Origin of the sequence: Pararhodobacter sp., assembly GCF_034676545.1 — a bacterium.
Taxonomy (GTDB): domain Bacteria; phylum Pseudomonadota; class Alphaproteobacteria; order Rhodobacterales; family Rhodobacteraceae; genus Pararhodobacter.
Map to the genome: position 1 here is coordinate 3112973 of NZ_JAUCBZ010000015.1, position 25684 is coordinate 3138656.

At 64.1% G+C, this 25684-nt stretch carries 25 protein-coding genes; 5 read left to right on the forward strand and 20 right to left on the reverse strand.

Annotation, left to right across the window (positions count from 1 at the left end; genetic code table 11):
* Window positions 1–4: 4 nt before the first annotated feature.
* On the forward strand, window positions 5–793 hold the full coding sequence (locus VDQ28_RS18715) for an enoyl-ACP reductase FabI (protein ID WP_323037366.1): 789 nt from the start codon (window positions 5–7) through the stop codon (window positions 791–793).
* Window positions 794–1133: 340 nt separating this feature from the next.
* Here VDQ28_RS18715 and VDQ28_RS18720 read toward each other — a convergent pair whose 3' ends face one another.
* Window positions 1134–2369, reverse strand: coding sequence for a hypothetical protein (locus VDQ28_RS18720; RefSeq protein ID WP_323037367.1), 1236 nt, complete (start codon window positions 2367–2369; stop codon window positions 1134–1136).
* A 379-nt stretch (window positions 2370–2748) separates the two neighbouring features.
* Between VDQ28_RS18720 and mbfA the strand changes: the two genes are divergently transcribed.
* Window positions 2749–3726 carry an iron exporter MbfA gene (gene mbfA / locus VDQ28_RS18725; protein ID WP_323037368.1) on the forward strand — a complete coding sequence of 326 codons (978 nt, stop codon included), beginning with the start codon at window positions 2749–2751 and terminating at the stop codon, window positions 3724–3726.
* 25 nt (window positions 3727–3751) lie between these two features.
* Here the strand turns inward: mbfA and VDQ28_RS18730 are convergent, their stop codons facing one another.
* The 10 genes from VDQ28_RS18730 to pcaD all read right to left on the reverse strand — a co-directional run bounded on the left by VDQ28_RS18730 (window position 3752) and on the right by pcaD (window position 14517).
* Window positions 3752–4513 (reverse strand): enoyl-CoA hydratase/isomerase family protein, encoded by a 762-nt coding sequence (locus tag VDQ28_RS18730; protein ID WP_323037369.1) that lies wholly within the window; start codon window positions 4511–4513, stop codon window positions 3752–3754.
* Window positions 4510–5814, reverse strand: a complete 1305-nt coding sequence (locus tag VDQ28_RS18735) for a phenylacetate--CoA ligase family protein (RefSeq protein ID WP_323037370.1) — start codon at window positions 5812–5814, stop codon at window positions 4510–4512. Before VDQ28_RS18735 ends, VDQ28_RS18730 begins: the two co-directional genes overlap by 4 nt.
* A complete protein-coding gene (locus tag VDQ28_RS18740; protein WP_323037371.1) occupies window positions 5811–6491 on the reverse strand; it encodes a TetR/AcrR family transcriptional regulator in 681 nt (226 codons plus the stop codon). The genes VDQ28_RS18735 and VDQ28_RS18740 overlap by 4 nt, the downstream gene beginning before the upstream one ends.
* Before the next feature lie 216 nt (window positions 6492–6707).
* Window positions 6708–7511: an ABC transporter permease subunit gene (locus tag VDQ28_RS18745; protein ID WP_416349404.1), complete on the reverse strand. Its 804-nt coding sequence runs from the start codon at window positions 7509–7511 to the stop codon at window positions 6708–6710.
* Window positions 7508–8350 carry an ABC transporter permease subunit gene (locus VDQ28_RS18750; RefSeq protein ID WP_323038159.1) on the reverse strand — a complete coding sequence of 281 codons (843 nt, stop codon included), beginning with the start codon at window positions 8348–8350 and terminating at the stop codon, window positions 7508–7510. Before VDQ28_RS18750 ends, VDQ28_RS18745 begins: the two co-directional genes overlap by 4 nt.
* A 215-nt stretch (window positions 8351–8565) precedes the next feature.
* Window positions 8566–9699 carry an ABC transporter ATP-binding protein gene (locus VDQ28_RS18755; protein WP_323037372.1) on the reverse strand — a complete coding sequence of 378 codons (1134 nt, stop codon included), beginning with the start codon at window positions 9697–9699 and terminating at the stop codon, window positions 8566–8568.
* A 69-nt stretch (window positions 9700–9768) separates the two neighbouring features.
* Window positions 9769–10857 carry a polyamine ABC transporter substrate-binding protein gene (locus VDQ28_RS18760; protein WP_323037373.1) on the reverse strand — a complete coding sequence of 363 codons (1089 nt, stop codon included), beginning with the start codon at window positions 10855–10857 and terminating at the stop codon, window positions 9769–9771.
* A 203-nt stretch (window positions 10858–11060) separates the two neighbouring features.
* Complete coding sequence (locus VDQ28_RS18765; RefSeq protein ID WP_323037374.1) at window positions 11061–12386, reverse strand: NAD(P)H-dependent oxidoreductase; 1326 nt, start codon at window positions 12384–12386, stop codon at window positions 11061–11063.
* The gene (locus VDQ28_RS18770; protein ID WP_323037375.1) at window positions 12383–13591 is read right to left on the reverse strand and encodes a TCR/Tet family MFS transporter; all 1209 of its coding nucleotides are present in this window, start codon (window positions 13589–13591) and stop codon (window positions 12383–12385) included. Before VDQ28_RS18770 ends, VDQ28_RS18765 begins: the two co-directional genes overlap by 4 nt.
* Window positions 13592–13722: 131 nt before the next feature.
* The gene (gene pcaD / locus VDQ28_RS18775; RefSeq protein WP_323037376.1) at window positions 13723–14517 is read right to left on the reverse strand and encodes a 3-oxoadipate enol-lactonase; all 795 of its coding nucleotides are present in this window, start codon (window positions 14515–14517) and stop codon (window positions 13723–13725) included.
* A 146-nt stretch (window positions 14518–14663) separates the two neighbouring features.
* On the opposite strand from pcaD, the gene VDQ28_RS18780 reads away from it, so the two are divergent.
* Together VDQ28_RS18780 and VDQ28_RS18785 are read left to right on the forward strand one after the other, a co-directional pair.
* On the forward strand, window positions 14664–15245 hold the full coding sequence (locus VDQ28_RS18780; RefSeq protein WP_323037377.1) for a nitroreductase: 582 nt from the start codon (window positions 14664–14666) through the stop codon (window positions 15243–15245).
* Window positions 15242–15928 (forward strand): EI24 domain-containing protein, encoded by a 687-nt coding sequence (locus tag VDQ28_RS18785; RefSeq protein ID WP_323037378.1) that lies wholly within the window; start codon window positions 15242–15244, stop codon window positions 15926–15928. The genes VDQ28_RS18780 and VDQ28_RS18785 overlap by 4 nt, the downstream gene beginning before the upstream one ends.
* Here the strand turns inward: VDQ28_RS18785 and VDQ28_RS18790 are convergent.
* Together VDQ28_RS18790 and mce are read right to left on the reverse strand one after the other, a co-directional pair.
* Entirely contained in the window at window positions 15925–16197 is a 273-nt protein-coding gene (locus VDQ28_RS18790; RefSeq protein ID WP_323037379.1) for a DUF1467 family protein, read from the reverse strand. The two genes, VDQ28_RS18785 and VDQ28_RS18790, sit on opposite strands and share 4 nt — an antisense overlap.
* Window positions 16197–16601 carry a methylmalonyl-CoA epimerase gene (mce, locus tag VDQ28_RS18795; RefSeq protein WP_323037380.1) on the reverse strand — a complete coding sequence of 135 codons (405 nt, stop codon included), beginning with the start codon at window positions 16599–16601 and terminating at the stop codon, window positions 16197–16199. The genes VDQ28_RS18790 and mce overlap by 1 nt, the downstream gene beginning before the upstream one ends.
* A 154-nt stretch (window positions 16602–16755) precedes the next feature.
* Here mce and VDQ28_RS18800 point away from each other — a divergent pair, with 154 nt between their 5' ends.
* Window positions 16756–17490, forward strand: a complete 735-nt coding sequence (locus VDQ28_RS18800; protein WP_323037381.1) for a response regulator — start codon at window positions 16756–16758, stop codon at window positions 17488–17490.
* Here the strand turns inward: VDQ28_RS18800 and VDQ28_RS18805 are convergent.
* Genes VDQ28_RS18805 through bcsA form a run of 7 tightly spaced genes read right to left on the reverse strand, consistent with a single transcriptional unit; the run spans window position 17487 to window position 25627 of the window.
* The gene (locus VDQ28_RS18805) at window positions 17487–18368 is read right to left on the reverse strand and encodes a hypothetical protein (RefSeq protein WP_323037382.1); all 882 of its coding nucleotides are present in this window, start codon (window positions 18366–18368) and stop codon (window positions 17487–17489) included. The two genes, VDQ28_RS18800 and VDQ28_RS18805, sit on opposite strands and share 4 nt — an antisense overlap.
* Window positions 18369–18379: 11 nt before the next feature.
* Window positions 18380–19876, reverse strand: coding sequence for a hypothetical protein (locus VDQ28_RS18810; protein ID WP_323037383.1), 1497 nt, complete (start codon window positions 19874–19876; stop codon window positions 18380–18382).
* On the reverse strand, window positions 19861–20955 hold the full coding sequence (locus VDQ28_RS18815; protein ID WP_323037384.1) for a glycosyl hydrolase family 8: 1095 nt from the start codon (window positions 20953–20955) through the stop codon (window positions 19861–19863). Before VDQ28_RS18815 ends, VDQ28_RS18810 begins: the two co-directional genes overlap by 16 nt.
* A complete protein-coding gene (locus VDQ28_RS18820; RefSeq protein ID WP_323037385.1) occupies window positions 20952–21326 on the reverse strand; it encodes a hypothetical protein in 375 nt (124 codons plus the stop codon). The genes VDQ28_RS18815 and VDQ28_RS18820 overlap by 4 nt, the downstream gene beginning before the upstream one ends.
* Complete coding sequence (locus VDQ28_RS18825) at window positions 21323–22918, reverse strand: cellulose biosynthesis cyclic di-GMP-binding regulatory protein BcsB (protein ID WP_323037386.1); 1596 nt, start codon at window positions 22916–22918, stop codon at window positions 21323–21325. The genes VDQ28_RS18820 and VDQ28_RS18825 overlap by 4 nt, the downstream gene beginning before the upstream one ends.
* Complete coding sequence (locus VDQ28_RS18830; RefSeq protein WP_323037387.1) at window positions 22908–23198, reverse strand: hypothetical protein; 291 nt, start codon at window positions 23196–23198, stop codon at window positions 22908–22910. The genes VDQ28_RS18825 and VDQ28_RS18830 overlap by 11 nt, the downstream gene beginning before the upstream one ends.
* On the reverse strand, window positions 23198–25627 hold the full coding sequence (gene bcsA, locus VDQ28_RS18835; RefSeq protein WP_323037388.1) for a UDP-forming cellulose synthase catalytic subunit: 2430 nt from the start codon (window positions 25625–25627) through the stop codon (window positions 23198–23200). The genes VDQ28_RS18830 and bcsA overlap by 1 nt, the downstream gene beginning before the upstream one ends.
* Window positions 25628–25684 lie beyond the last annotated feature (57 nt).

Genomic DNA, 25684 nt, shown 5'->3' on the forward strand with positions numbered 1-25684 from the left:
ACGCATGGCCGATCTGATGAACGGGAAACGCGGGTTGGTCATGGGTGTGGCCAATGAACGCTCCATCGCCTGGGGCATCGCCAAGGCACTGGCGCATGAGGGGGCCGAACTGGCATTCTCCTATCAAGGCGACGCGTTCGGCAAACGGGTGCAACCGCTTGCCGCCTCGGTCGGGTCGGATTTTCTGGTCGATGTCGACGTGACATCGGATGAAAGCCTTGATGCGGCGTTTGCCGCGCTCAAGGATCGCTGGGGCAGCATCGACTTTCTGGTCCATGCCATCGCCTATTCTGACAAGAACGAGTTAACAGGCCGTTTCACCAACACCAGCCGCGCCAACTTCAAGAATTCGCTGGATATTTCCTGCTATTCCTTCATCGACGTCTCGCGCCGCGCCGCGGAACTCATGCCCAACGGCGGCTCGCTGATCACCCTCACCTACGGCGGATCGAATCGTGTGACGCCGTTCTACAACGTGATGGGCGTCGCCAAAGCCGCCCTGGAGGCCTCGGTCCGCTACCTCGCCAATGACCTCGGGCCACAAGCTGTGCGCGTCAACGCCATCTCACCGGGCCCGATGAAAACGCTGGCCGGGGCGGCCATTGGCGGCGCGCGCAAAACCTACCGCCACACCGAAGCCAACAGCCCGCTGGGCCACAACGCAACTCTCGAGGCCGTGGGCGGTGCCGCCGTGTTCCTGGCATCAGATTACGGCGCCTGCACGACCGGCGACATCCTCATGGTCGACAGCGGCTACCACGTCCTCGGCATGCCGCAACCCGATAACATTTAGGCGACACGACAGCGCTCGCATCCCGCGTTTCGTCGCAAACTCCGACCGACACTTACGAGCGTGCAAATAACATCGCGCCGGGCGCACACCAATCCGGGCGTCCTTGCTCCGCATCGCGGACCTTCGGATTGCGTCACGCCCGTGGCATACGAACCCCGCAAGGCCCACGCGCGCGGACAATCCCCCAGCACCAACGCTCTCCGCCCGTGACGCATCAAAAGCCCCTCGCACCCGATTTCATCTTGCCAAAAATACTCAAAAACCAGCGCCTCACGCCGTCGCCACGACTGCCCCTTCCAAGCCGAACGCGTGCCCAATCCGGCTCGCGCAACAGCTTCGGTCAGCGCCGCCGCCAGACCCGGGCGGGGGCCTCGCCGATTGCATAGGTGATCAGGGTCTGCCCGTCCGGCGAGACCACGACATCGGCATTCGGCTGGGGGAACTCTTGCTCCACCGCGCCTTGACCGAGCCCGACGATCTGCGACACGCCGGACGACCAATGCACGAACAGGCTCTTGCTGTTCGGGATGAGGTGCGCCGCAACGACGCGCGCGTCTTCCACAGCCACAAGGCGGAACACCTGCCGGCCGCTTTCAGTGTCCCAGACCGCCAGATGTCCAGCGTCCTCCAGCGTCAACAGACGGGTGCCATCCGCTGAGAATTGCGCCCATGTAACGTCGCTGACAAAGCCCGTGATCTCCAGATCGGGCGCGGTTGTGCTGGTCCAGGTCTCGATATCGCTCCAGATCCGGATCGTGGGCTCCGCCACCGCCCGGAATGGCCCGTCCTGAAACCCGGCGCGCTCGGGGTTCACCTCCGGCAACGTGGCAAGACGCGCATTTCGGGCATCGAACGCCAGCAATTTCTCATAAGGACCGTACGAACCCGGAAGCTGCACGGGGTCCTCCGAGCATCCAGGCGCCGGACACGGCGCGGTCAGATTGGCGGTCAGCGTACTCAGGGTGAAAGCCCCGGAATCGACCACCAGCAATGTGCCGTCCTCCGACAAACGCAACCCCGCATGCGGGCGCATGGCGTCAACCTCGACGGCGCCGATCACCTCGCCATCCGTGGAATAGATCGGCAGATCCCCGAACTCTTGCGAGACAAAGAACGCCTCGCGGTAGGGCACCAACAAGGCATCCGTGGCCAGCATATCGGCGTCGAACTCAAAACCACCCGTCAACGTGCCGTCGGCGATCAGCCAACTGCGCAATTCGCGGCGGCTATGGGCATAGACCGATGATTGCAACGTGTTCGGATCATAAGGAGCCTGCGCAAAATTGATCTCCAACAGCGCTTGAAATGGCTGATCGAGGTCGGCAATCTGCAACCCGTCGCGGGTGCTCCACACCCGGCCGGCAAACCGCGCCGCCGGGTTCCAGGCGGTTCCCGCGACCAGTTCACCAAGGGGCGAGACGGTAAGCGGCCCGATCACCTCACCCGGCGACAGCTCCAGCTGCCCGACAAGGTGCCATTGGGGCTGGGTCTGCGCCTGCGTTTCGCCGGGCACGAGCGCCCCGGCAGCAATGACATGGGCCAGAAAGAATGACCCGGCGATCCTGTGATGGCCCATACATCCTCCGCGTCAGCATGTCGGGGCCGGAAACCGACTCCCGTGAAGTCCTGATCTGCGCACCCTCATGTAACCACCGAAACAGGCCGCCGGGCAAGACAACTCTGTGTCACGGGACCCAGGATATGCGGCAAACACGCCCGTTCCTCTTGCAAGCCGGCCTCTTCATCTTGCCTTCAAATACTCACCTGTCGCGACGCCACGCCCTAAAGCCGCGCCCAAGCCTGATCGCCAAACCTCTGAAAAGCCGACCCTTTGTCAAGGTCGACTGCCCGCGACGCGCCCTGCACGACGCGCCGCGCGCACCCGCGACCGCGCGCCGCCCCTTGCACCCGGCCCGCCACAGTTTAGAATGGCTCCAAATTGAAAGAGGTGCCCGATGATCCCCGGCTATGGAAATCGCCGTCGTTTCCGCGACTTGTCCGAACAAGAAATTCTGGCCCTCGCCATTTCCTCCGAGGAGGACGACGCCCGGATTTATCGCACCTATGCCGAGCGGCTGCGCGCTGAATTCCCGGCCTCGGCCGCCGTTTTCGATGAGATGGCGGTTGAGGAAGACTCGCATCGCAATCGCTTGATCGACCGCCACAAGAAACGCTTTGGCGAGGTCATCCCCCTGATCCGGCGTGAACATGTTGCCGGGTATTACGCCCGCAAGCCGGTCTGGCTGATGGAAACCATGAGCCTCGAGCAAATCCGCGGCGAGGCCGAGGCCATGGAGCGCCAAGCGCAGTCCTTTTACGAGACCGCCGCCGCCCGCACAACCGACGCCGAGACCCGCAAGCTGCTGGGCGATCTGGCCGCTGCCGAGGCCGCGCATCAGAACACCGCCGGGCGGCTGGAAGAAAAGCATCTGGGCGACGATGCCCGCGCCATCGAGGATGAAACCGCACGCCGTCAGTTCTTGCTGACATGGGTGCAGCCCGGCTTGGCCGGGTTGATGGATGGCTCGGTGTCAACCCTCGCGCCGATCTTTGCCACCGCGTTCGCCACGCAGGACACGCACACCACGTTGCTGGTCGGCCTGGCGGCCTCGGTCGGTGCGGGCATCTCGATGGGCTTCACCGAGGCGGCATCGGATGACGGGCAACTCTCGGGTCGCGGCTCGCCCGTCAAACGCGGGCTGTCTTCGGGGGTGATGACCACCCTGGGCGGGCTCGGCCATGCCCTGCCCTATCTGATCACCGACTTCTGGACCGCCACGATCATCGCCATGATCATCGTCTTTGTCGAACTCTGGGCGATCGCCTGGATCCAGAACAAATACATGGAAACCCCGTTCATGCGCGCGGCATTCCAGGTCGTTCTGGGGGGCGCTCTGGTCTTTGCGGCGGGTGCTCTGATCGGCGCGGGATAGCGCACCTTCGGGGCTTTTGCGGGCGTCAGAAGTCCCGCAAAAGCCGCGTCGTCTCGGGATCCATGAACCCGGCCACCGTCGCCTCGGTTTCCAGTTGCAAGGCCCGGTTCAGATCGGTTGACGCAGTGGCATTCAGGACGCGTTTCATGGCGCGCACCGACAGGATTGGCAGAGCCGCCAGGCGTTCGGCGGTCTTGCGCGCCTCGGCAAGCAGCCGGTCATCGGGCACCACCTTCCAGGCGACACCAAGCGCCAACAGCTCGCGGGCGCTGTATTTCTCGCTGAAAAACAACATCTCGCGGGCCTTGTGCAAGCCCACCATCGCCGGCAACAGCGATGTCACGGCGCCCGTCACAAACAGGTTGAGCGATACTTCCGGGAAAAACCCCTTGGCGCTTTCGCCCCAGATTGGAAAGTCGCAATTGATCGCCCATTCAAAGCCACCGCCGACCGCCCAGCCATTGATCGCCCCAACCACCGGCTTGGCGCCAAAGGTGATCGCCTGCGTCGCGCGCTGGATGGCTTGCACAAGGTCGCGGGCGTCGGCGTCGGACGTCGGGTGAACATGCTCGCGCCGATCATCCCCGGCGCAGAACGCCCGCCCCGCGCCGGTGAAGAGAATTGCGCGCGTCGCCGGGTCGGCGTTGGCATGGTCAAAGGCGCGGGCGACTTCGTCGATCAACTGCCGGTTCATGGCGTTCAGGCGGCTCGGGCGATTGAGCGCAATCACCCGGACCCCGTTCTCGTCCAGCGTGCTCAGGATCGTGTCGAATCGGGCGGCGCTCATTGGTAGCTCCTTATGACGCGGCGGGTCTTGCCCTCGGTCACCTCGAAGGACCCTTTGGGCAGCACGGTCACTTTGGCGGTGACACCAAGGGCTTGCTTGAATTGGCGCGCGATCTGTTCGGCCAGCCCGGCGCCCGGCGGGTGCTCTGTCGCCAGTTCGACGTGAACCGGCAAGACATCATGCGGCGGCGGGGTCGTCAGAACGATCCGGAAATCGCCGGTCAAGGCGGCGATGCCGCTGACCACCGCGCCGACCATCGTTGGAAACACATTCAGCCCGCGCACGACGATCATATCATCCGAGCGGCCCACCACCCGAAACCGGAACCCGGTACAGCCGCATCGGCAAGGCTCGGTTTCGTCGATGGCAATGATGTCGCCGGTGCGAAACCGAACCAGCGGCTGACAATCGCGCAGCAGATGCGTCAGGACCAGCTCACCCGTCGCCCCCGGCACAAGAGCCAGCGGCGCGCCGGTATCGGCGTCGATCAGTTCAGGGTACAGCACATCCGCCGCCAGAAAATGCAACCGCGTGTCGTCGGGGCATTGCGCGGCGAAATTGGAAAACACATCCGACACGCCGAAATTCGCATTGCGTGGCGCGAAGCCCCAGGTGTCGTGCAACCGCGCGCGCAAGGCGGGATCATCCAGTCCCGCCTCGCCGCCGAACAGGCCCAGTTTCAGCCCCAGATCGCGCGGCGCAAGACCGGGAAAGCGCTCGGCAATCACCCGCTCCAGCACGGCCGGGTAGGACGGCGTGCAGGAAATCGCCGTCACGCCGACCTCGAGAATGGTGCGCACCAACAGTTCGGTGCTGCCAACGCCAAACGGAATCACCAGCGCGCCGGTTTCCTGCAAGGTCAGGTGATCGGTCAGCCCGCCCATCCACATCTGATAATTCAGGCAATGCACGACCGTGTGCCCCGGGCCAAGCCCCGCCAGCCGTTGCGCGCGCCCGCCGACGATTTCGGTAACGCGACAATCGCGCGCCGAGAGCGCCAGATTCATCGCCTGCCCGGTGGTGCCGGAGGTGCGATGCAGGCGCACGGCCTGCGTCCGGTCCGCCGCAAGATAGGTGCCGAACGGCGGGTGATCAGCCTGCGACACCCGCAGTTGCGATTTGTCGGACAAGGGCAACGCCGGAAGGTCGCGCAGGTCCTCGGGCGGCGGGACCCCGGCCCAGAGATTGCGGTAGAACACCGAGTTCTCGCGAACATAGGCGCGCTGCCGGTCCCAAGCGGCCTGAAGGATCGGCGGCAAGTCAGCGGCACTCAGGGTCTCGGCATCGGGTAACAGGGTCATGGTTCCATCCCTCGCTGCCAGAGCATGGTCAGCGTCTCGATCACCAGATCGCGGTCGCGCGAAATCGCTTGCATGTTCGGGTCTTGAGACAGCAGCAGGCCGCTCAGATATTGATCGGTCATGCCGCCCAAGGCATAGGCGCGGCGCATCAGGTCGTCGTGGTCAGCGGCTTTGCCCTGCCGCGCCCAGTGCCGTTTGGTGGTCGAAACCGCGCTTTCCAGCCAGTCCCGGTTCAAGGTCTGAAACGCCGCCTGCGCTTCTGGAATGCCTTCGGGATGGTTGAGCAAGCAGCGCATCAGGCCGAGGTTGCTCTCGAACAGTTGGACATAGGTCGCGGTCGCCGCGCGGACCGGATCATCGGCTTGCTGCCGCGATGCCTGTCGCATCTGCCGTTGGATAAAGGCGATAAAGCGCAGCATGACATCGCCGATCAAGGCGTTGCGGTCGGGGAAATAAATGTAGAACGTGCCGGGCGCCACCCCGGCCGCGTCACAGATTTCGGCCACCGTCAGCGCGACGGGCGATGATGTTTCCAAACGGGTGCACAGCGCGCTCTGGATCGCCGCCTTGGTTCGCGCGCCCTTGCGACACCCGGCCGCCGCCCGCAAAAGGTCATTGGCGAACCGCAGGTCCAGATCCTGTTGCGGTGTTCGGGCTTTGCGCGATGGCTGGGTCATGGGGTTCAGGAAATGAATGTGATGTCATATTTATGGAAAGCGATGCGCGTGACGTCAAGCCTCCGAGTGGAGGGTTGCGGCGAGAATGGTCTGCGTTTGTGTCTGATGCGCGCCTGCGCCTGGTGGCGCAGGCAGAAGGAAGGGGGGCGTTGCCCCCCTCTTCGGCTGCGCCGAATTCACCCCCCAGAGTATTTTTGGCAAGATGATGTGGGGAGCCTAGGGTTTTTTGCTCTGCTGGCGCAGCAACAGGCCCGCAACGGTCACGGCAACCGCGACAATCACGATGATGATGGTCGCCAGTGCGTTCACATCCGGGCTGACCCCCAGCCGCACCTTGGAGAAAATCACCATCGGCAGGGTCGAGGCGCCGGGGCCCGAGACGAAGCTGGCGATCACGAGGTCGTCGAGGGACAAGGTGAAGGCCAGGAGCCAGCCCGAGATCAGCGCCGGTGCGATCACCGGCAGGGTGATGTCGAAAAACACCCGCACCGGCCCCGCACCCAGATCGCGCGCGGCTTCCTCGAGGCTTTCATCCATATCGCGCAGCCGGGATTGCGCGATCACCGTGACAAAGGCCGAGCAGAAGGTCGCATGGGCAATCACCACCGTCGTCAGACCGCGCCCGGCGGGCCAACCCAGGACGGATTCCATCGCGACAAACAGCAACAGCAGCGACAGGCCGGTGATCACCTCGGGCATGACCAGCGGGGCGGTGACCATGCCGGTCAGCATCAGTTTGCCCTTGAACCGCGGGAACCGGGTCAGCACAAACGCCGCCAATGTGCCGATGATCATCGCCACCGTCGCGCTGATCACGCCCACCTTGAGGCTGATCCAGGCCGCCGCGAGCATCTGTCCGTCGTTGAGCAACTCGCCATACCAGCGCGTCGAAAACCCGCCCCAGACGGTGACAAGGCGGCTTTCGTTGAAGGAAAACACCACCAGCGACACAATCGGCGCGTAGAGGAACACGAAGCCCAGCGTGGCGACGATCGGCAGGAACAAGCCCCGACGCATCATTTGGGCACCTCTCGGTTTTGCACGGATTGCAGCCACATGATCGGCACCACCACCAGCACCAGCATGACAATCGCCACCGCCGAGGCCACGGGCCAATCGCGCGACGAGAAGAACTCATCCCACAGCACCCGGCCGATCATCAGCGTATCCGGCCCGCCCAAGAGAGCCGGGATGACATATTCGCCGATCGCCGGGATGAACACCAGCATCGAGCCCGCCACGATCCCCGGCAGCGAGAGGGGCAGTGTCACGGTCAGGAAGGTCACGGTGGGCGAGGCGCCAAGGTCGCCGGCCGCCTCCAGCAGGGAATCGTCCAGCTTCACCAATGTCGCGTAGAGCGGCAGGATCATGAACGGCAGATAGGTGTAGACGATGCCGATATAGACCGCGAAATCGGTTTGCATCATCACCAGCGGCTCGTCGATCACGCCGAGCCAGCTCAGGATGTTGTTGATCACCCCGTCGCGCCGCAGGAAGCCGATCCAGGCGTAGACGCGCAGCAGAAACGAGGTCCAGAACGGCAGGATCACCAGCAGCAGCAGCACCGTGCGCCGGGGTTCGGGCGAGCGGGCGATGTAATAGGCAATCGGGTAGCCGATCAGCAGTGCAAAGAATGTCGAGATCGCGGCGACGCGGATCGAGGAGAGGTAAGCGTTGCGATACAGCGCATCGCTGAGCAGGAAGCGGTAATTGTCGAGGCTGGCAATGATCGTCAACCCACCGTCCGGGTCGGTTTCCCACAGCGGGCTATAGGGCGGGCGGCGGATCATGGTCTCGGCCAGCGAGATGCGGCCCAGCACGAGGAAGGGCACGACAAAGAACACGAACAGCCACAGCATCGGCACGGCGATCACCAGCCAGCGGCGCGAGACCCCGATCCGGTCGCCGACCTCGACCGCGAGCAGCAAGAGCGCCGCCGCGGCCAGCAGCAGCGAGAGCGGCGAGGCCGTCGCCTCTGCCATTGGCAGGGTCCCCAGCCGCAACAGAACCGCAAGCGCCGCGAAAACCAGCAGCGTGATCCGCCGGGCGCTGGACCAGACAGAGGCCGCGGCGCTCATTGGGTCAGCACCCGAACGGCCGACGGGTTCCAGCAGGCATGGACGTGTTCGTCCCATGTGATCGGATCGTCGTCGCGCAACTTGCTGGTTTGCGTCACGCTGATCACCCGGCCCGTGGCCAGGCGGACCCGGTAGCTCGACAAATGGCCGACATAGCCCACGTCTTCGACCAGGCCCTTGACGGCATTCGGCACGCCCTGCGGCGGGGTCCGCGAGAGGGTGACGCGCTCGGGCCGCAGCGCCAGCCAGACGGTCTGCCCCTGTGTCAGGCCGGCAACCGGCGGCACCAGAACCGGGCCAAGATCGGCGGTTTCAACCCGCATGAAATCGGGGGCCGCGGGGCCGACAACACCCTCGAACAAGTTAACCGAGCCGATGAAATCCGCGACAAAGCGCGACGAGGGTGTTTCATAAATCTCGGGCGGCTCGCCGACTTGCTTGATCACGCCCTCGTCCATCACGCCGATCCTTGTGGCCAGGGTCATCGCCTCGTCCTGATCATGGGTCACGACGATAAAGGTCACGCCCAGCGATTCCTGTATGCGGATCAATTCGAACTGGGTTTCCTCGCGCAGCTTTTTGTCCAGCGCTCCCAAGGGCTCATCCAGCAGCAGCAATTTCGGCTGCTTGATCAGCGCGCGGGCCAGCGCCACGCGTTGCCGCTGGCCACCCGAAAGCTGGTGCGGCTTGCGTTTACCGAGTGTCTCGAGCTTGACCATCTTGAGCATCTCGCCCGCGCGCTCATACGCCTCGGCCTTGGTTTTCCCTTCGCGCAGCAGCCCATAGGCCACGTTCTTTTCCACGCTCATGTGCGGGAACAGCGCGTAAGACTGGAACATCATGTTGGTGGGGCGCTTGTCCGCGGGAACGCTTGCCATATCCTGCCCGTCGATCAGGATCCGCCCCTCGGAGGGGCGCTCGAATCCGGCCAACATGCGCAGCAAGGTCGATTTCCCGCAGCCCGACCCGCCGAGCAAACAGAACAACTCGCCGCGAAAGATGTCGAGCGAGACGTTCTTGACCGCGGTGACGTCGCCAAAACGTTTCGTGATGTTCTGGATCGAAATGAACGGCGTGGCGTCTGCATCGCGCCAAGGTCGGGTATTCGCGGCGATTGCCGGAGTGGTCATCGCAAGACTCCACCAGTGCTAAAGGATGCCCCGCCCGCGATGTGATCACCGGCGGGCGGGGCCAAAAGGTTACTGACCGGTGCGCACACGCGTCCACAGACGCGTCGCAATGCGATCGGTGCGCGAATCATACGGCACCAGCGTGAACAGGCGATCCATGACCTCCTGAGTCGGGAAAATCGCCGGGTCGCTGGTGATTTGCGGGTCAACCAGCGGCCATGACGGGCGGTTGGCGTTGGCATACCAGACGTAGTTGGTGATTTCCGCGATCACGTCGGGCTGCATCAGGTAGTTGATGAAGCGATGCGCGTTCTCCGGGTTTGGCGCGTCGGCGGGAATGGCCAGCAAATCAAACCACACCACGGCCCCCTCCTCAGGGATCGCATACCACACGTTCACCCCGCGGTCGGCCTCCTCGGCGCGGGCGGCCGCCTGAAAGACGTCACCCGAATAGCCGAAGGCCACGCAGACCTCGCCATTCGCCAGATCGCCGATATATTGTGACGAGTGGAAATAGCGCACGTTTTCCCGCGCCTGGGTCAGCAAATCGCCCGCCGCTTCCAGATCTTCCGGGGCATGTGACTGCGGATCGCGACCCAGATAGGCCAGCGCCGCCGGGATCATTTCAACCGGGGCATCCAGCATGGTGATGCCGCAATCCGCCACTTTGGAGGCGATCTCAGGGTCAAACAGCAGTTCGAGGCTGTTGACCTCATAATCCGCGCCCAGACGTTCGGCGATCATGTCAATGTTATACCCGATCCCCGTGGTGCCCCACATATAGATCGTGCCGTGCTCATTGCCCGGATCGAACGAGGCCGCGCGTGACATCAGCCCTTCGTCCATATTGCTCCAGTTGGGCAATTGCGCGCGGTCCAGCGGCGCATAGACGCCCGCCGCGACCTGACGCTGCAAGAAGTCGGCGGTGGGAACAACCACGTCATACCCCGAGGCTCCGGCCAGCAAGCGCGCCTCCAAGGTCTCGTTCGAATCATACACATCAACCGACACATCAATACCGGTTTCCGCGCGGAAACGGTCGATCGCCGCGTCCGTGATATAGTCCGACCAGATGTACAGGTGCAGCGATCCCTCCGCGAGCGCGGGGGCTGGCAGGGCAAGGCAGGCCAGCGTTGCGGCCAATGTAGAACGTTTCATCAACTCAAAGTCTCCTTGTTGGCAAGCCCGCACAAATCCGCAAGGCTCGAGTCGGCAAAGGCAGTTTTCCGCCCCGGTTTTTTACAGTCTATCCTGTCGCCATTCTGAGCGTCCAGTGGGTCAGAATCACAAAACCCCGGCAGCCCGGATTTCGTCAGAGGGCAAGTGTCAGAGGAATTTGATCAAAAAACAACCCTGTTGTTTCACCCGCGCCTCAAAGCGGCGCCTGTCACGGCGGATGCCAGCATCTGACGGCGCAATCGAACCCCGGTTGCCTTGTCGTTCAGATCGACATCCGCCATGCGCAACACCTGCCCCTTGGCCACGTCGCGCCGCACCCGGACCCGGTGCGCAAGGCCAATCGGCAACAACGCGTCCCGCGCCGAGATCGCCGCCGGGCAGGCCCGGCCCCAGACCGTATAGCCGCCCTCGCCATCCAGCATTTCACCCGCCGTCAGCGCACGTTTGGCCACCGCCACCGCATCGCCGCGCCAGTCCCGCGTGCTGCCCGTGGCCTCGCCCCGCAGGGCCGCCGACAGGACCGAGACCGACAATTCCATGCCGATCAGGTGGAACGGCTTGTACATCGCCGCATAGGCCCCGGTGCTGTCGGTCGGCAGCCCGTATTGCTTGAAACAGGCCGCGGCATAGTCGTTTTGCGCCTTCAGGATCACATAGACCCCCCAGCGCAGATCACGAAACACCGGCAGGCCGTCGCGCTCCAGCGACGAGATCACCTCGACCATGCCATCGCGCGCCAAGTGCCCGCCCAACGCGCGCGGACGCAGGGTCTGCGCCAGATCATCGACGCCGCAGGGTGGAAACGCCAGCCCCGCGTCGGGCACATCGAGGCCGCAGGCATTGGCAATCGCCGCCGCTTCAATCGCCGATTTCGTGCCGTCCAGAAAACTGTTGAACATCTGCGGGTTCATCCCCGCCTCGGCCGCTTGGTCCGGCGTCAGGCCGTAATGGTCCCAAACCCCGTCCGGCGTAACCTCATGGTATGCGGGCAGGAATTTCGTGCCCTTCCCCGCCGCCGCCACGCTGAACCCGCTGGCCCGCGCCCAATCGACCATCTCGGACACCAGCGCGGGTTGGTCGCCATAGGCCATCGAATAGACCAGCCCGGCGGCGCGCGCCTCCGCAGCCAGCACCGGCCCGGCCAGCACATCGGCCTCGACATTGACCATCACGACATGCCGCCCGGCATCCAGCGTTGCGCGCGCGTGGTTCAGCCCGGCCTCGGGCGCGCCGGTCGCCTCGATCACCACATCGACGGGCGCGCGGGCTGCGTCCAGCCCGTCGTCCAGAAACACCGTCGCGGCGATGCGGGCGGGCGTCCAGCCCACCGCGCGACAGGCGGCGCGTGCGCGTTCAGGGTCCAGATCGGCGATATGCGTGACGCTCAGCCCGGCGATATGCGGCGCCTGCGCCAGAAACATCGCGCCGAACTTACCCGCGCCGATCAGCGCCACGCGCACCGGCTTGCCCGCCTCGGCCCGCGCCTTTGCCAAGATCGAGAGATTCATGGCGCTTTCCTTTTCTTCGTGTTGCGCAACAAAACAAACGAGACCACGTTCAGCGCCGCCGGAATGGCAAACACCGCGCCCGGCAAAAACCACAGCGCGTCCTCGCCCGTGAACAGTGCAAAGGTCCATGTGTAGACAAACGGCGAGACAATCATGCCGACAGCATGCAACGAGGCCAAGGCCCCTTGCAGCTCGCCTTGCTGCGAACTCGACACCATATCCGACATTTCCGCCCGCAGCGCCGGCATCACCAGCCCGGACAGCGCCGAGATCGGGATCATCACCAGCGCCAGAACCCCGCTTTCCAGCCAGATCAGCGTCGAGAACGAGGCAAAACCCGCTATGAACCCGATGAACATCGCCGCCCGCCGTCCGAGCCGCGCGATCACCACCCGAATGAGCACCCCCTGCACCAGCGCAAAGCCCACGCCATAAAACGCCAGCGACAACCCCACCTGCCCCGGTGTCCAGCCAAACCGCGCAATGGTGAAATAGGCCCAGATCACCGGATAGACGGCAAAGCCGAACTCATGCACCGTGTAGATCGTCAGATAGCGCCCGAGGCCGGGCAGTTTGCCGATGTGCTTGAACGCGCCGAACGGGTTTGCGCGCCGCAGCTCGAACGGACGGCGGTGCTCCGCGCTCAGCGATTCGCGCAGCACCAGAACGCCGAACAGCATGTTCAGCCCCGAGACCACCGCCGCCGCCACGAACGGCGCGCGCACGCCATATTCGGCCAGCATCCCGCCAATTGCCGGGCCCAGCACAAAGCCCGTGCCGAACGCCGCGCCCACCAGACCAAAGCGCTGCGCCTTTTCCTTGGGCGTCGAGATATCCGAGATATAGGCCATCGACGTGCCATAGGTGGACGAGGCCGCGCCAATCACCAGCCGCGTGGCAAAGATCAACCAGACCGAACCGGCCAGCGCCAGCACGACGTAATCGGCCGACAGAACCGCCAGCGACACCAGCAGGACGGGTCGGCGGCCAAAGCGATCCGACAGGTTGCCGATCACCGGGCCGAACAGGAATTGCATCACCGCAAACCCGCCGACCAAGGCCCCGCCCCACAACGCCGCGCTGGCCAGGTCACCGCCGGTAACCGCGCGCAGCAGATCGGGCATCACCGGCATGATCAGGCCAAAGCCGATGGCATCCAGCGTCAGTGTGATCAGGATGAAAAAGATCGCAGCGCGATTTTGCATGGATGCCGTTTCTCGCTAAGGGACGTGTCGAAATCGCTTAGCCAAATGTCAATTCTTCAACATTAAAATCAGGGGATATCTAGACCCCCCCCCTGAACTGTTCATTTTTCAACAATCCGCGAATGTCATACCTATGCCTGAACATGGCCGATCCCGCGCAGGAAGCGGCTCAGATGCTCGGCATAGGCAACAGGTTGGTCAATGCAGGGCAGATGCCCGGCGTCCCGGATCAGCGCAAATTTCGACCCCGGAACAAGGTCTGTGGTTTCGCGCACCATATCGGGCGGGGTCGAGCCATCCTCGCTGGCCGCAATGCCCAGAACCGGCAGTCGCAGGCTGGCGGTTGTCACGTAGAAATCCGCACCCGCAAGCGCCGCGATGCAGCCCGCGTAGCCGTCGAGCGTGGTGCGCACCAGCATCGCGCGCCACGCGTGGCATTCGGGCGTGGCGCGGAAGGCCGCCGGGAACCAGCGCTCGATCACGCCATCGGCCAGCGCCTCGATCCCGCCGGCCCGCACCGTGTCGATCCGTTCCTGCCAGGCGTCCTTGGTGCCGATCTTCGCCGCGGTATTCGACAGCACCAGGCCGCGCAACAAATCCAGCCGTTTCACCGCCAGCCCCTGCGCGACCTGACCGCCGATCGACAGCCCCACCAGCACCGCGTCGCGGATCTCCAGATGGTCCATCAAGCGCTCCAGATCGCGCACCAGCGCGCCCATCGTGTAAGGCGCAGGCGGCGCGTCGGACAACCCGTGGCCGCGCATGTCATAGCGCAAGATGCGCAGACCTTCGGGCAACAGGGGAATGATCTTGTCCCACAGGCGCAAATCGGTTCCCAGCGAATTGGCGAACACCAGTGGCACCCCATCCGGGTCGCCATCCAATTGATAATGCAGGCGTATATCGCCCAGATCAGCCATGAGCATTCGCGATCCCTTTCCTTGCGTGCCAAACGCGGCCCGACAGTGATACTGGAAACGCCGCGCAGGACAAGCCATGCGGCGCAGGCCGCCCCGCGACATGACCTTGAAACCCGACGCCAAAGTTGCGATCTGAGAGGCTGGAGGATCCGATGACCCAAAACCACCCCAATCCCGTGCTGGACTTCATGCTCACGCGCCGCTCACGGCCCGCTGCTGCGCTGAAATTGCCCGCCCCCGATGCCGCGACGCTGGAACATCTGCTGACCGCGGCCACCCGCGTTCCCGATCATGGCAAGCTCGAGCCGTGGCGCTTTTTGATCATTGACGGCGCCGCCCGGCAGCGCCTGTCCGACCTGATCCTCGAACGCGGCCCGGCCCTGACCATCGCGCCCGAGAAAATCGAGAAAGCCGCCAAGACCTGGGCCAATGCGCCGCTGATCGTGGCCGTGGTCCTGTCGCCCAAACCCTCGGAAAATGTCCCCGAGATCGAGCAATTGCTGTCGGCCGGTGCGGTCTGCCTGAGCCTGGTCAATGCCGCGCTGGCCTCGGGTTGGGGGGCGGCCTGGATCACCGGCTGGGCGGCCTTTGACCGCGCATTCCTGGAAACCGGGCTTGGCCTGCAACCCCATGAGCAGATCGCGGGTTTCGTGCATCTTGGCAGTTGCGACACCCCCGTCACCGACCGCCCGCGCCCCGATGTTTCGGCGCTGATTCAAAGGCTTGATACATGATCCTGGGCGCGATTGCCGCCGCATTCGGCCAGTGGAGCGACCCGAAATTCCGCCGCGCCCTCTGGTTCGGCCTGGCCCTCGCCATTGCGCTGCTGTTTGCCATGTATGCGGCGGTCCTGATGGTCGTGCAGATCTTCACCCCTGATGCCCTGACCCTGCTCTGGGTCGGCGAGGTGCACGGCATTGCGACGCTGCTCTCTTTTGCGTCCTTGGCCTTCATGCTGGTGCTGTCGATCTTCCTGATGGTGCCCGTGGCCTCGGCCTTTACCGGGTTGTTTCTGGATGACGTGGCCGACGCCGTCGAAGCCCGCCACTATGCGCAACTTCCGCAAGCCCCGCGCGCGCCGTTCCTGACCTCGCTGGTCAATTCGCTGCGCTATTTCGGCGTCCTGGTGGCGCTGAATCTGCTGGGGATGGTGTTGTTCATTTTCTCGGGCGGGCTGGGGATGATCGCGCTCTGGCTGATCAACGGCTACCTGCTATCGCGCGAGTACTTCACCATGATCGCCCTGCGCCGCCTGCCGCCACAGGCCGCCCACGCCATGCGCCGCGACAATCGGTTCCGGCTGTGGACGACCGGGGTTCTGATGGCGGTGCCACTCAGCATTCCGGTGGTCAACCTGTTCATGCCGGTGGTCGCGGCGGCCACCTTCACCCATCTGTACCACCGATTGCGCGCTTAACTGTGGATCCAGCGGTTGATGACATCCATGTTTTCAACCGTCACCACGCCCGAGAGGATGATCCAGACGATCCCCGCCCACAGGAGCGTCGCCACCACCGTGGTGATGATCATTTTCTTGCGGATCTGCGGGTTGGAGGGTGCCGACGAGGGCGTGCCGGGTGTGACCTCGCCCATCTCACCCTGAGTTTTCAACCGCAGCGGCAAGATGACCAGCAGCGTCAGAAACCAGACGAACCCGTAGACGATAAAGGCTGAAAACGCTGGCATCACACTTGCTCCAGCTCAACCAGACAGCCGTTGAAGTCCTTGGGATGCAAGAACAAAACCGGCTTGCCATGGGCGCCGATCTTTGGCTCGCCGCTGCCCAGAATGCGCGCCCCCTCGGCCAGAAGTTTGTCGCGCGCCGCCAGAATATCCTCGACCTCATAGCAGATGTGATGGATCCCGCCGGCGGGGTTCTTATCAAGGAAACCGGTGATCGGGCTGGCCTCACCCAAAGGATACAGCAGCTCGATCTTGGTGTTGGGCAGCGTGATGAACACCACCGTCACGCCGTGGTCGGGCTCATCCTGGGCCGGGCCGACATCCGCCCCCAGGACCGTGCGGTATTGCGCCGCTGCCGCCTCGAGGTCCGGGACGGCAATAGCCACATGGTTCAGACGTCCGATCATGGCGCTTCCTCTCTTTGCTTTGCGCAAGGACATAGACTCCACGCCGCAAAATGCAAGCACCGCAGGGACGCAGGACGCGCGGAAAGCCTGATGCGGCCTTAACGGTGCATTAGGCAATTTGCGCCAAGCTGAGGGAAATAACCGAGGTGTCACCATGCCTGAACCAACGCCTGCCCCCCTGCCCATCCCTGTGCCCTTTGCCGCTGTTGGCACCGGTTTCGCCATTTCGCCCCGCACGATGCTGCTCGTCGAGGACAGTCGCCTCGCGGCAGAGGCCGTTCGGCTGATCTGCCGTCGGGCCGGGATCCGATTGCGGCGCGCCGAAACCCTGGCGGCAGCGGCAATGCACCTGAAGGTTTATCGCCCCGATATCGTGCTGATTGATCTGGGTCTGCCCGATGGGTCGGGCCTTGACCTGATCGCCGCACTCGCCGTTGAGGACAATCGCACCGGACGCATTGTCGCCATCAGCGGCGATCCGACGCTGGAACGCGCGGCGCGCGCGGCGGGGGCGGATGCCTTTTTGCTCAAACCCGTCAGCATGACGCAACATCTGACCGCGCTGACCGGGGCTGATGTGCATCCAAACGCCGATTTGCCCGCCATTGATCGGTCGCTGGGGCTGCACAACGCAACGATGCGCCCGGATCGCAACAGCGGTGCCGATCCGCTGGCGCTGCGCGATGATCTGCGCATGGTGCGCGACCTGCTGCTGGGCCCGTCGGAACCCGAGCGTCTGCGCTACGCGGGGCAATTTCTGGCCTCGGTCGGGCGCTCGTTGCATGATGACGATCTGGCGCAAGCCGCGCAATCCGCCGGCGCGCAGGGCGATCGCCGGGCGCTCGTCGCCTTGGTGAAAACCCGCGAACTCGTGGACCCGCCGATCTAACCGGCCGGTGTCGCTTGCAGGGCGCGGACACCCGTTTGCCCGACAATATCAGCCCACTCGGTGGCATACCCCTGATCCAGCCGCGCAAATTCGCGCAGCGCCCAGGCGGGCAAAGGTGCCTCGGTGTTTGGGGGCTGTGACAGGCCATAATGCGCGCCAAAGCTCGCGACCACACGCCGCAAGTGCCCGAAGCTTGCGGGCGGATTGGCGGCGCAATACCGCTGCAACCGCAGTTGCACTTGCGCGGACAAGCCCCGCGCCGCGATCCGCAACAAGCCCGCGGGGGGCGCGTTGGTCACCGGTCCGGCCATCAGCGACAGGATCCGCGGCCACTGGCTCTCAAAGTCTTCGTGCCGCCACACGACCAGCCGCGCCTGTGGTATCTGACGCCGGATCGTGCGCACCAACTGCGCCCAGGGCAGCGTGTCGCCGCCAAGATGGGACAAACGCTCCGCCAAAGCCTCGGGTGCGTCAGGCAGCACGGCGGGCAGGAACCCCGAGGCGCTGCGGATCGCCAGCAACAGCGTCACCTCGCAGCGCGAAAACAAGGTGCCAAGCCCGTGCAGCCGACGCGCGACGTCCCGCACATAGAACCCCTCAGGGGTCAGAATATCGGATGCCGCGCCCAGCAAACCGGGGGCGCTGACCGACAGCCAGCGACGGGCACCTGACGCCCCCAGCCCGCGCAACACGGACTCTTCGCGGGTTTTGGGGTCGGCCTTTGGGTCGTCCAAAGCCGCGGAAATCGCCTGTAGAAAGGCGTCAGGCGCGGGTGCACACAGGCCATTCGCGGCAAAATGCGCACGGTTTTCCGCCATCCATGCGGCGATCACCTCATCATCGGTGCCCTGTGCGCCAAGATGAAGGATCAACCGCATGCACCGGGCGCCTAGCCGCCGCTCATGATGCCGCGCAACGACGCAATCGCGCCGCGCGTCTCATCAGTCGCCAACTCGCCGTGCAACCGTGTAAATTCGGCCATCGCTTCATTGTTCTGGCCATTGTTCATATAGGCGTAGGCCCGCAGCATCGCCAGATCGCGACGCAAAGACCCGTTGATCTGCTCCAACGCCGTCAGATAGGCAATCGACTGTTGATAGTCGCGTTGATGATAGGCCCGCACGCCGCGCTGATCGAGGATCGTCGATTCGACCTCGAGTCGCTGTTGCTGCGTCAGGTTGGTGCTGGCTGCAATCCGCGCGCCATCCTCGGTCATGTTCATCGCCAAATAGGCCAGAATCATGCCGAAACGGCTGTCGCGCGGCACGTCGCCACCCAGTCCCGCGCCGCTTTGTGCGGTGGTGGTGAAGCCGGACAAGGCCTCGCCGGCGCGGTCCAGATTATAGGCGCACCATGAGCGTTCATACAGGATCTCGATCGACTGCGGATTGGTCGAGGCCGCCAGACAGCCCGCCCAGTTGCCGCGCTCCTTGAGCGCGCGCGTCTGGGCCAAGCGGCTGTCGCCGCGCAATGGCAGGCTGCCGCTCCGCGCGGCGGGCGAGGACACCGCCGCAACCGGGGCCGATGGGGCCTCGGTGCGCGCCGGGGCGGGTGCGGTGGTCGCGGCCTGGCGTGCCGGTGCGCGCGCCGTTGCCGATGTCGATGCCGATCCGCCGCGCCCGGCCCGCAAGCGGGCTTCGAGTTGGTTCAAGCGTTCGGCATTGGCGCCGCTGGCCTGACGCGCGACGTCAAACAACGCGGTGATTTCCGCCAACGATGCGATATTGTTGGCCTTTTCCAGCGTCGGTTGCACATCCGAAATCCGCGTGCACGAGGTCAGGACGCCCCGGTATGTGCCCAGTGCATTTTGCGTCTGGTCCGAAAGCTCATAAAGCTCTGCCATCCGCCAGGCGTTGTTGATCCGGTCGCAGCGCATCAACGCCGGGGTCCGGCGCGCGGCGGCGACAGCGGCCGAAACATCGCGGCGCGCGTAGGCCTCGTCAAAGGCGGCCTGCGATTCATTGGTTTCCAACACGCGCAGCATCTCGGCATCGGGCGACCAGCCGGGCACCCGGCTCCGCGCCTGATCAATCAAGACCCGCGCCCCGGCAAAGTCATTGCGCTCGATGCGCGCCCAGATCGGCGCCACATCCACCGAGGCAACCGCGCTCGAGGCCATGGCCCGCAGCTGGTTCACATCCCCCGGCGGCGTCCACCGCGGAAACTCGGCGCGAAGACGGCGCATTTCGGCCTGAACCGAGCGCTGGTCGTCGTGATCGAGATAGTAGATCAAGGCGCGCAGATCCTCGGCCCCCGGTTCGGCACTTTGCGCAAGACCGGGTGAGGGCACAACGGCCCCGAGGGCAATCACGACCGCCAGCGTTTTGGCACAGGCCCGCAAACCATGCCGCGAGTTCAAGGGGTTGTTCATCAGATTGGCACGCATTCTGGGGTCACCTGATTGGCGGCAATCATCGCGAACATCTGCAATGTTGCCGGGTAATAGGGTTGAGTCGGATCGAATGGCGGCATCAACGAGCCAAATTGTCCGGCGCTGCCCGCGCAGGAAATCAGCGCCGCCAGCGCCCGGTAGCCGGGGTCATTGCTGGCCTCCAACACGGTGCCCGACACGGGCTCCAACACGGTCGGCACGGGCACGCCGGGCTGAACCGTGCGCTCGTAAATGCGCTGCATTTGTCCGACGGCGGGGTGGCGGTTCAAGCCCGACCACACCAGATAGAGCGGCACGCGCATCGCCTCATAGCCGGCGTTGGCCGAAAAATCGGGGGCGGGGGTCATGCCGCGGGCGGTGACCTGCACCCAATCGGGAACCGGTCCGGCCTGCGCCAGCCGCAGCAGGATGGCCTCGGCATTTTGTGCGGCCAGCGCCAGTTCGGTAACCCCCGTCGCCGCCGCCACCTCGCGCAGCGCCAAAGGCATCACATAGCTGGGGTTGAACACGATGCGGTCGTTGTGCACGAAGCCTTGGGCGGCGGGCAGGAACAGCACTTCATCGGCATTCGCCCGGTTCGGCGCAATGCAGCGCGCCGCCAGGGACTGTGCGGTCTGCATCGCGCGGGTCAGGTAGGTGCGGTCATTGAACCGCCGCGAGGCCCGAACCAGCGCCCATGCGTAAAACAAATCCCCGTCCGAGGCATTGTTGATATCGGGCACCGAGTTGGTCTCGCCCGGCAAGAAGCGCCAGGCCAGCAACCCGTCGCCGCGCACCGAGAGGCGGTTTTCCGTCCAGTCGAGGATCCGGCGGAACGCTTCGTGATCGTTGAATTCGGTCGCCAGAACAGCGCCGTAGCCCTGCCCCTCCGAGTGGCTGGCGTTGTGCTGCAATCCATCGACAACCCGTCCGTCGGGTTGCAAATAGGCGCTTTTCCACGCCTCCCACACGGGTCTCGCAGTCTCGCTGAGGTCGCCGGTCTGCAACAGGCCTTGGGCCGCTGCGCCCGAGACGCCCGCCGCGGCAAAGGCCGGCGCGGCACCCATCAAGGACAAGAAATGGCGTCGGTTCATTGTCTGTGCTCCCGCGTCGAAATAACCAGTCTGAGCGCGAAGAGCGCCGAAATAAGGGCGAGGAAAAACAACCCCGTCACATAGCGAATAGGCATGGCCGAGACAAAATTCCCCAGCACAAACCGTACGTTGCCCAGCGTCACTGGCTCCAGCAAGACGGGTTGGCGGTCCGGCGCGATCCAGCTTTGCCAGATGCCGTTGTTGTCGAGGATCGACAGCTGCCCGCGTGGCCCTTCGGCGTTGGTCCGGGCCGCCACAAAGGCCGAGGCAATGGCGCTGATGTCACTGCCCGGCGCGCGCACCATCCACACCTGGTTGGGCTGGGTCGGGTCCAGTTGGATCAGGGCGGCCTGGCCGTTCTGCTCGGTCAACCATTGCTCCAGCCGCGCGCCAGAGCGCGGGTGCAGCCATTGCAACGTCGCCTCGAAGCCGCCGCGCAGCCACTCCCAGCCGCGCGCAAGGGCGGCGGTCGAATTCGGTGCGCTCGGTCAGGGTCAGCAACGAATTGGGCCGCGCAGTCGCCGATGGAAAGGCCGGCAATCGCCGCCGGTTCGGACATCAACGCCGCCTCGATGGCTTGACGGCTGAATTGATAGCCGCCCAGCGGCACCGAACCCAGATCATCCATCGACAGCAGATGCAGGCGCGGATGCAGGGTTGCCGCCTGCGGGTCCTCGCCGCCCGACAGCGCCGCGCGCAAGGTCACGACATCATTGTCATCAAAGGACCGCGACGACATATCGTTGGTCAGAACGCTTTCGGGCGTCAGGCCGGCGAAGGCGATATGCATGTCGGGCATGTACATCGACGGGCTGAACGGCACCATCAAGCTCGAGGCTTCGCCCACCGCGACCATCGCCGCGTCTTGCGTCGGGCATGGCAGATCGGCGGGTGCGCCGGGAATGATGGTCTCGAACGCCAGGGTGTTGATGCCCGAACGCAGCAAGCGGGCCTCGAACCGGACCGGGAATTGCTCGATCAATTCCCCCGCCTCGCCCCGCAACGGCAGCAGGCGCACGTTTTCGCCGTTGATATGGACCAACAGCATCGCGCCTTCGGGAAGGTTGGGCACATAGATGTAATCCAGCGCCAGTTCGGCCTTGGCATTGGTCAGGACGACGTAATCCTCGGGCAGGCGGAACCGCTGTTCGATCAGGGCGTAGCGGTCGCGCACTTCGGTGGTGGTGAACCCGAACTCGGACAGGGCAACCGGGCGTTCGGTGTCAATCAGCACCGGCTGGCGGCGCTCTGCCACGCGGGGCAGAATGTTCTCGAACTCCGGCAAGGCCTGTGGCCGCTCACCGGGGATGAACTCCACCACCATGACCTGCGCGCCATCGCCCGCGGTGCGGAACGACAGCCGTGTGACGGTGCTCGGCAAGAAGGTGATCCGCGCCGCCGAACGCATCTCGCCCTGCACGCTCCAATATTCGGTGAACCGGAACGGGATCGGATCGCCGCCCAAGGCCGCCGAAATGCGTTGCGTGATTTGCGAGATCCAGGCGTCGCGGTAGTCGATCAGCCCATCGGCGCCCCGGATTTCGATACCGGAACCAATCGCCGCCGCCGCCGCGATGCCCATCATGAACCCATCCTGACCCGAAATCCCCTCGGCCGAGGACAGGACCGCGCCCGAATTGGCCAGGTCAATGTCCGACCACAGCGCAAAAGAGGCCTCGGGCCCGCAATAAATCCGGTGATACTGGACCAGTTCGATCCGCACATGGTTTTGCCCCGGCAGCATAACCGAGGCCCCGACCGGGAAATCCACCGCGCCAAATTCGGTCACGTTGTTCAGCTGCAATTCACCGACCAATGTGTCGTTGATATACACCCGAAAGCGCGAGCGTTCCGGCAGCACGTTGATCGAGGACAGGGTCGAAACCCGCAGCGCGTGCATCTGCGACGGATCGGGGACAAACAGCGCGAAATCCAGCGTGCGGCTCTCGCCATCAAACCGCAAGGCACTGCCCGCCGGGCCTGCCACGGGCCTCGATGGGGCGCAGCGGGCTGAGCAGCGAGCGATCAATCGCGGCGGGCTCGACATGCGTCCCGCGATGCTGTTCCTCTTCGAACCGGATGGCGTTCAGACGTTCCAACTCGGCGGCGGTGGTGTCATCGGTGGGACCCTCCAGCGGCAGCGGGATCAGCGTCTGCGCCGATGTTTGCCCACCCGACAGCAGCGCGATGGCTGCAACTGCTGCGTAAACACCCGATTTCAGCGGAAAACCAAAGACGCGCATCACACTGTTCCCTTTTGCGTACCCGCGCCATGCGGCGTGCCGTTGGGCGTGCCCGGACCCCGGGGCGCGGTGTTTTGCGCGATCGCGGCTTGCAGCAGCGAGACGGGGCGCTCGGACGGGAGCGGATCGAAGGCCTCGCCAAACGCCAGCAGATGCGCGGGCGTGCTGTTGACCACGACCACTTCCTGCGCGCGGTTGCGCTGGCGTTCAAGCCGCGCGGGTTCCGCCGCCAGCGCCTTGATCGTTTCCACAATGCCCTGCACCGACAGCTTGACCACATAGGCCATGCCGACCAGCAACCCCATCCGCCGGTTCCGCGTTTCACGGATCGCTTCCCAGGACGCGCTGTCGCCAAAGATCATATGCGCCACGGTTTCGCGCACGATCATCGGTTGGGTCGGGTCGAATTTGACACCCAGCGCCACGGATTCGCCTTCGCGGGTCACGGTCTGAACCTGAACCCGCACCGCGTTTTCCAGATGCGGCGATTTCGGGAATTCCGGCGTGAAGAAGAACGTCTCGTCCTTGACCGGAATGCGCCCGCTGGTGCCATCCGCGCCGGTGCGCAACCGCATCACGATCCGGCACCCCGAGGTCGAGGCATCAACCACCGTCGCCGCCTGAAACACCGGGTCGTTCGTGCCCAGGGCGATGGTCGCGGGGATATTGGTCGGCACGCGCGGCACGGCGCGCCGCTGCTGGCGCTCTGCGACCGAGCGCAACGCCGCGCCAACCAGCAAGAAGTTGTAAATGGCCCAACCGCCCACGACCATGATGATGCTGTGGTCGCCCGGGAACATCACCCAGCGGATCGCGGCGGCGACCACACCCAGCAGCGTCAGCACAAAAATGAGCACCAGCGGCTTGTAGATCGGCGACACGAAATCCTCTTCGAGGATCTCGTCCTTGGCCGTCACGTTGAACTTGGCGCCGCGCGGGTTCATCACCGTCTTGAAGATCGCCTTGGACAGATAGGGCGCCTGCGCCGTCTCATAGACCTCCGAGATCAGCGGCCAGCGCACCCGGCCATACAGCGCGTTCTGGATCATGAAGTTCACGGCCATGTAGCTGGTCATATACACCGCGACTTCCTCGATCGTGGCGACAAAGATCTGCAGCCCGAAGAACAGATACGCCAGCGGTGCCAGAATGAAGGTCATGCGCACCAGCGGGAACAGCCAGAACGTCATCGAATTGAGGTAACACAGCCGCTGCGTCAGGCTCAAACCCTTGCCCAACAACGGATTTTTCAGGATCAGCAGCTGCATCATGCCGGTCGCCCAGCGGCCGCGCTGCTCGATGAAGGACACGAAAGTCTCGGGTTGAAGCCCGGCGATCATCGCGTGATCGACATACAGCGACTTCCAGCCGTTGCGGTGGATTTCCAGCGCGGTTTCGGCATCCTCGGTGATCGTCTCACCGGCGAAACCGCCCGCCTCGTCCAGTGCCGCACGGCGCAGAACGGCGGCCGAGCCACAAAAGAACGCGCCGCCCCAACGGTCCAACCCGCGGTGGCTGAGGTGATAGAACATCTCGTTTTCCGGCGGACAATCGTCGCGCAGGCCGACATTTCGGTCGATCGGGTCCGGGTTCAGGAAGAAGTGCGGCGTCTGCACCAGAAACAGTTTCGGATCTTCGACAAAGAAACCCACCGTGCGCGCCAGGAAATCGCGGCTGGGAACGTGGTCGGCGTCAAACACCACGACCAGATCGCCGTCGGTCTTTTCCAGCGCCGCCGACATGTTGCCCGCCTTGGCGTGCTCGTTTCTTGCGCGCGTCGAATAGACGACATCCAATTCGGCACAAAGCGCAATCAGATCGCGACGGCGCTTGCGGGCGCGCTCGGCAAGCTCTTGATCCTCATGGTTGCACCGCTGATCGGTGCCGCCATCATCACACAAGATCACTTTGCGCTTTTCCGGCGGGTAATGCATGTTCTTGGCCGCCGACAGGGTCACCGACAGCATCTCGATGGGTTCGTTATACGACGGCACCAGGATATCGACCGTCGGCAGATCGCGCGCCGCCACCTTGGGCGGCAGGCCGCGCCGGATCGGGTCGGCGGTCATGAAGGCCGACAGGAAGAACACGCCGATCGCATAGGTCTCCACCGCCAGCAGCATGAACGCCGGGATGAACGAGATCAGATCGTCGAGGGGCGGCAGGGTCTCGGTCACGCGCCAGAACCAGTAGCGCATCACCAGGGTCGAGGCGATGGCCATCATCGCGAACCGTGCCACCATGTTGTCCATGGCAATGATCTTGAGCAACGCGACAACGATCACCGCCGCGATGCCCAGGGTTGCCTGCACTTGAATCGATGTCGGCACACTGACCAGCGCCGCCAAGAGCACCGTCAAGCACACCCACAAAAGCAAGTTCATGATCCCCGCCAGCGAGAGGGCTTTTGTCCCGATCAACTTGGCCATTGCTGCGTATCCTTGTTAAACTCTTTAAGTAAATTCTGACTTTTACTGATCGTCATG